Origin of the sequence: Nostoc sp. UHCC 0251, assembly GCF_034932245.1 — a bacterium.
In the GTDB taxonomy this organism is placed as follows: domain Bacteria; phylum Cyanobacteriota; class Cyanobacteriia; order Cyanobacteriales; family Nostocaceae; genus Nostoc.
Window position 1 is genome coordinate 1 of the sequence record NZ_JAYGHD010000217.1, and the last position, 3,840, is coordinate 3,840.

Consider the following 3,840-nt stretch of genomic DNA (forward strand, 5'->3'; position numbering starts at 1 on the left):
TCTGGTGGCAGTTTCTCAGCTAAGGCACTCAAGGCATCGGCACGAAAATACTCATACTGAATCTCCCTGGCAGCAGCAAGGGCTTTTTGCAGTGCTAATTTTTCAAGATTTGATGGCAAATAATTGACTAGTTGTGTCAGCGACTTGACTTTATCCTTTGGCTTTGGGTTTTGCAGGGCGTAAGCTAGTCCTTGTTCGGGAGTCCAGATGTTATTTTTGACTAGTGCCACCAGCAGTTGTGCTGGTAAATTAGCTGCCAAACTATTAAGGGAAGCAGTAATCAAAGCATAACGACACTGCCAACTCACAAGTTGCGGCAGAGTTGATTCATTCCAATTCGCTTCTGCTAATTCCCAGGCATGAGAAATATCTGTGATGTAACCCGCAGTTTGCCCCCATTTTTCTCGCGCTTCATACCAGCCATTGCTTCCTGTCTGTGACTCCTCCCGCAATAACTGGTGAATCTCTTCTATTTGTTCAGCTTTATCTAAATGCCAAACTAAATACTGATGAATGTAACCATCATTAGGTAGGGTATGCCAAAGGTTTTTTTGAGTCTTTTGCCGATATTTCTCCAACAAAGCGACGTGAGCATTGACAAGGGAAATACCTAGTCCTGGTAAATCACCCCGGCGCGGCTGTGAGGGAGCAGTTAACAAGTTTCGTGCTAAGTCGTGGAATAAGTCATGTAAGCGATAGGTACGCGTACCATCAGCAAGAGGAACACCAGGTAATAATAGGGCTTTACTTTGTAAATCTTTCAATGAATCAGAAGCATCGCGCTCATCTGCAATATCCCAAAGTGTTGCCGTCATTTTGGGATTAATGGTTACATCTTCAGGTAAGACCCCCAACCAAGTAAAGTATTCTTTATCCTCTTGTGCCAATCGCTTGATGCTCAAATTCAAAGATGCAGTTAAGCTGAGGCGTTTTAAACTTGCTTCATCAGTAATATCATTTGCCCCTGGTCTATCCAAGGTTTTTAACCGAGCAATTTCTTGTTGAATATCTCGTAACAACTCTGTCCAAGTTGTACCATCTGCAATTGCTGCTGCTGCAAGTTCCAATGCTAGGGGGAGATAACCAACGCCTTTAGCTAAATTTTCTGCTGACTCATATTCTTTACCTGTAATCTCCCGTTTTAACTTGTTTGTCAGCAATTCCATTGCTTGAGATGCTGTCATTATATCCAGACTGTAGGTGCTGGCTCCTAATGCGTCAGCGATCGCACCTTCACGAGTAGTTACTAAAACCTGACACCGCACCCCGCCAATATTAAATACTGAGGCATCTTTTGTATTCCAGGCATCGTCAACCACCAGCAGCACCGCTTTGTCATAAAGTAGAGTCCGCAGATGGGTAGAAGTTGCTTCTATGCTGGTAGGTTTAAAACTAGAGTCTCCTAACGCCTGCACCCAGCCACTCAGTAAAGAAAGTACATCAGGTTGCTGACCTAATGTTGTCCACAGAATACCGTCACAAAACCGAGTTTGGATTTCTGCATTATGGGCTAAAGCTGCGGCTAAAGTCGATTTGCCCACAGAACCCAAGCCGTGAATTGCAGTAATTACCAAAGTGCGATTACCTGACGATGACTCTGCAAGGAGGCGAGTCTTTAAATCGTCGCTGTATTCTGGGCGTTTTACAAAGTGTTCGGGTAAAGGTGGTGCTTGCAGAAGACGGTAAACAGAATGAGCAATAGTATTATTAAGGGGATAGTGCTTTTTAAGTGCAGCAATCAAATCCTCAAGTGCTTTTGCAGGGTTTTGCCAATAAAGAGCAATACATTCATCAAAGCTCAATCTCCCTACATCAGCATCCTCTTCCATCTGAAGGCAAAAAACTCGCGTTTGTCCACCAAAAGTCTGCTGTCTGGCTGCGTTAACAATCTGCGATGCCCAACGGGTTCCCAATGCTCTACTAGTTCCACACAATACCACTGCCCCGACAGTACTCAGAACTTTTGACACTTCCTCGGTGAATGACTCCCCCACCATGACAGTTCCGCGATGTACTACCTCATAGCCAGCCTCGCGGATTTGTTTTGCCAATTCTTCTGCTAAATCTTCTTCTTTGGGATGATGGGCAATGTAAACCTGCCAGTTTCTCTCACTCATTTTATTGCCCGCAGCAATTGAGATACGCCTTTTGACCAGTCATTAACCAAATCTGCATACTTGATATCAGCTAGAATAGCAGGCGGTTCCCCACCTGTGAGCAAAATTGGCAATACCTTTACTTCGTGTCCTGACAATTGTCGAGCTAACACTGACATCCACTCACGGTTTACCCAAGGCGACATATCAGACGAGGAGTAACACAGAACTAAATACTTAGATCCTTCTAGCCCTTGGTCAACACGCTCAACAATCGAATCTCCTACGTCTATCTTCCATTCATCAAACCATACTTCATGCCCAGCATCACCTAATTCATTCGCTAGCTGTTCAGCTTGTTGAGTATCACTGTTACGATGACTGATGAAGATATTAGACATACTTAAATTCTTGATTTTAATGATATTAATTTAACAATTTTCTTAGAGGATGTTTGAAAAGTCCTCTTGTCGGTATCAAAAGTTTTAGATCCCCCTAAATCCCCCTTAAAAAGGGGGACTTTGACTCCGGTTCCCCCTTTTTTAAGGGGGGCTAGGGGGGATCTAAAGTGCCTAATGTTACAGATAAATACTTTTCGAACATCCTCTTAGACGCGATAAATCGCGGCTCTGCATGAGGCTTTTTGGCTGATTATTTAAATTATAAGTATAGCGACTGTTTGGAAAGTCAAGCGATCGCCTAATTATCATCTCATTTATCCCCCAGTGGTAGGGTGTGTTAGGCGGAACGCGGTAACGCACCGCAATAGATATTCAAATGGTGCATTGCGCTTTGCAACAACGCACCTACTTGGAATTATTATTCAATACAGTTCTGTTAAGAATAATCGTAGAGTAATGTATGCCATCCACACAAAAACTGCTGTATGAGTCGTCCCCGAATAATTCAACCTGATCAAAGCTATACATTCAGCAAATATTTTGAACTGCCATTTTCCCCAGAAGATATTCTGGCTGAACTTGGCTGTTCTTATAAACGCGAACGATTGCAATTACCAAAAACAGAATTTCCTCTAGAGATAATTGCAGAATTACACCGAATCATTGAGCGTAACCTGCGACGTGTCAAGCTACTTAGTGAGGATGCCCGCAAGCAAGCAATTATTGCACCGATATTATTAGAAGTTTGCGAAATTGCCCAGACTCAATTAAATATTGAGTATCCCATTAATGTTAGTGACCAACTAAAAGGCAGCTTGGATTATTACATTGATAAAGGTAAAGGCTTGTTAGTAATTGAAGCGAAACAAGCAGATTTAAGTAGAGGATTTACACAATTAGCAGTCGAGTTGATTGCACTCGACCAATGGATAAATTCAGAATTGCCACTTCTTTATGGGTCTGTAACTACTGGTGAAGATTGGCGATTTGCAATATACAACCGTCAGGAAAAACAGATAACAGAAGACCTCAAATTATATCGGGTTCCTGAAGAGTTAACTGAATTAACTCACATTTTAGTTGGCATATTGAGCAATTAGATTTCATATCTTATACTGAGGAAGCACCGGGCGAATGGAATTCGCGGCTACACAAACAAAGTCCGCCTCCGCGGACTAATAAAAATCAAGAGTTTTAAACCCACGGAGGTGGGTTTTGTATTTCGACTGCGCTCAACACAAGTCTGTGTAGCCGCGATTTATAATCGCCCGGTATATTTGCAAACGTGAAATAACGCCGTGTGCGACTTTATCTCAAACCTAACCCCCAACCCCTTCCCTACA

General features: G+C 42.8%; 3 protein-coding genes. 1 reads left to right on the forward strand and 2 read right to left on the reverse strand.

All coding sequences use genetic code 11. From position 1 onward, the window contains the following. Both VB740_RS17500 and VB740_RS17505 read right to left on the reverse strand, forming a co-directional pair. The coding region (locus VB740_RS17500; protein WP_323201236.1) for an NB-ARC domain-containing protein at window positions 1-2,117 on the reverse strand (2,117 nt) is incomplete at its 3' end. Further along, window positions 2,114-2,497, reverse strand: a complete 384-nt coding sequence (locus VB740_RS17505) for a toll/interleukin-1 receptor domain-containing protein (RefSeq protein ID WP_323201237.1) — start codon at window positions 2,495-2,497, stop codon at window positions 2,114-2,116. The genes VB740_RS17500 and VB740_RS17505, both read right to left, overlap by 4 nt. Before the next feature lie 485 nt (window positions 2,498-2,982). Here VB740_RS17505 and VB740_RS17510 point away from each other — a divergent pair, with 485 nt between their 5' ends. Continuing rightward, a complete protein-coding gene (locus tag VB740_RS17510; protein ID WP_323201238.1) occupies window positions 2,983-3,597 on the forward strand; it encodes a hypothetical protein in 615 nt (204 codons plus the stop codon). Window positions 3,598-3,840 lie beyond the last annotated feature (243 nt).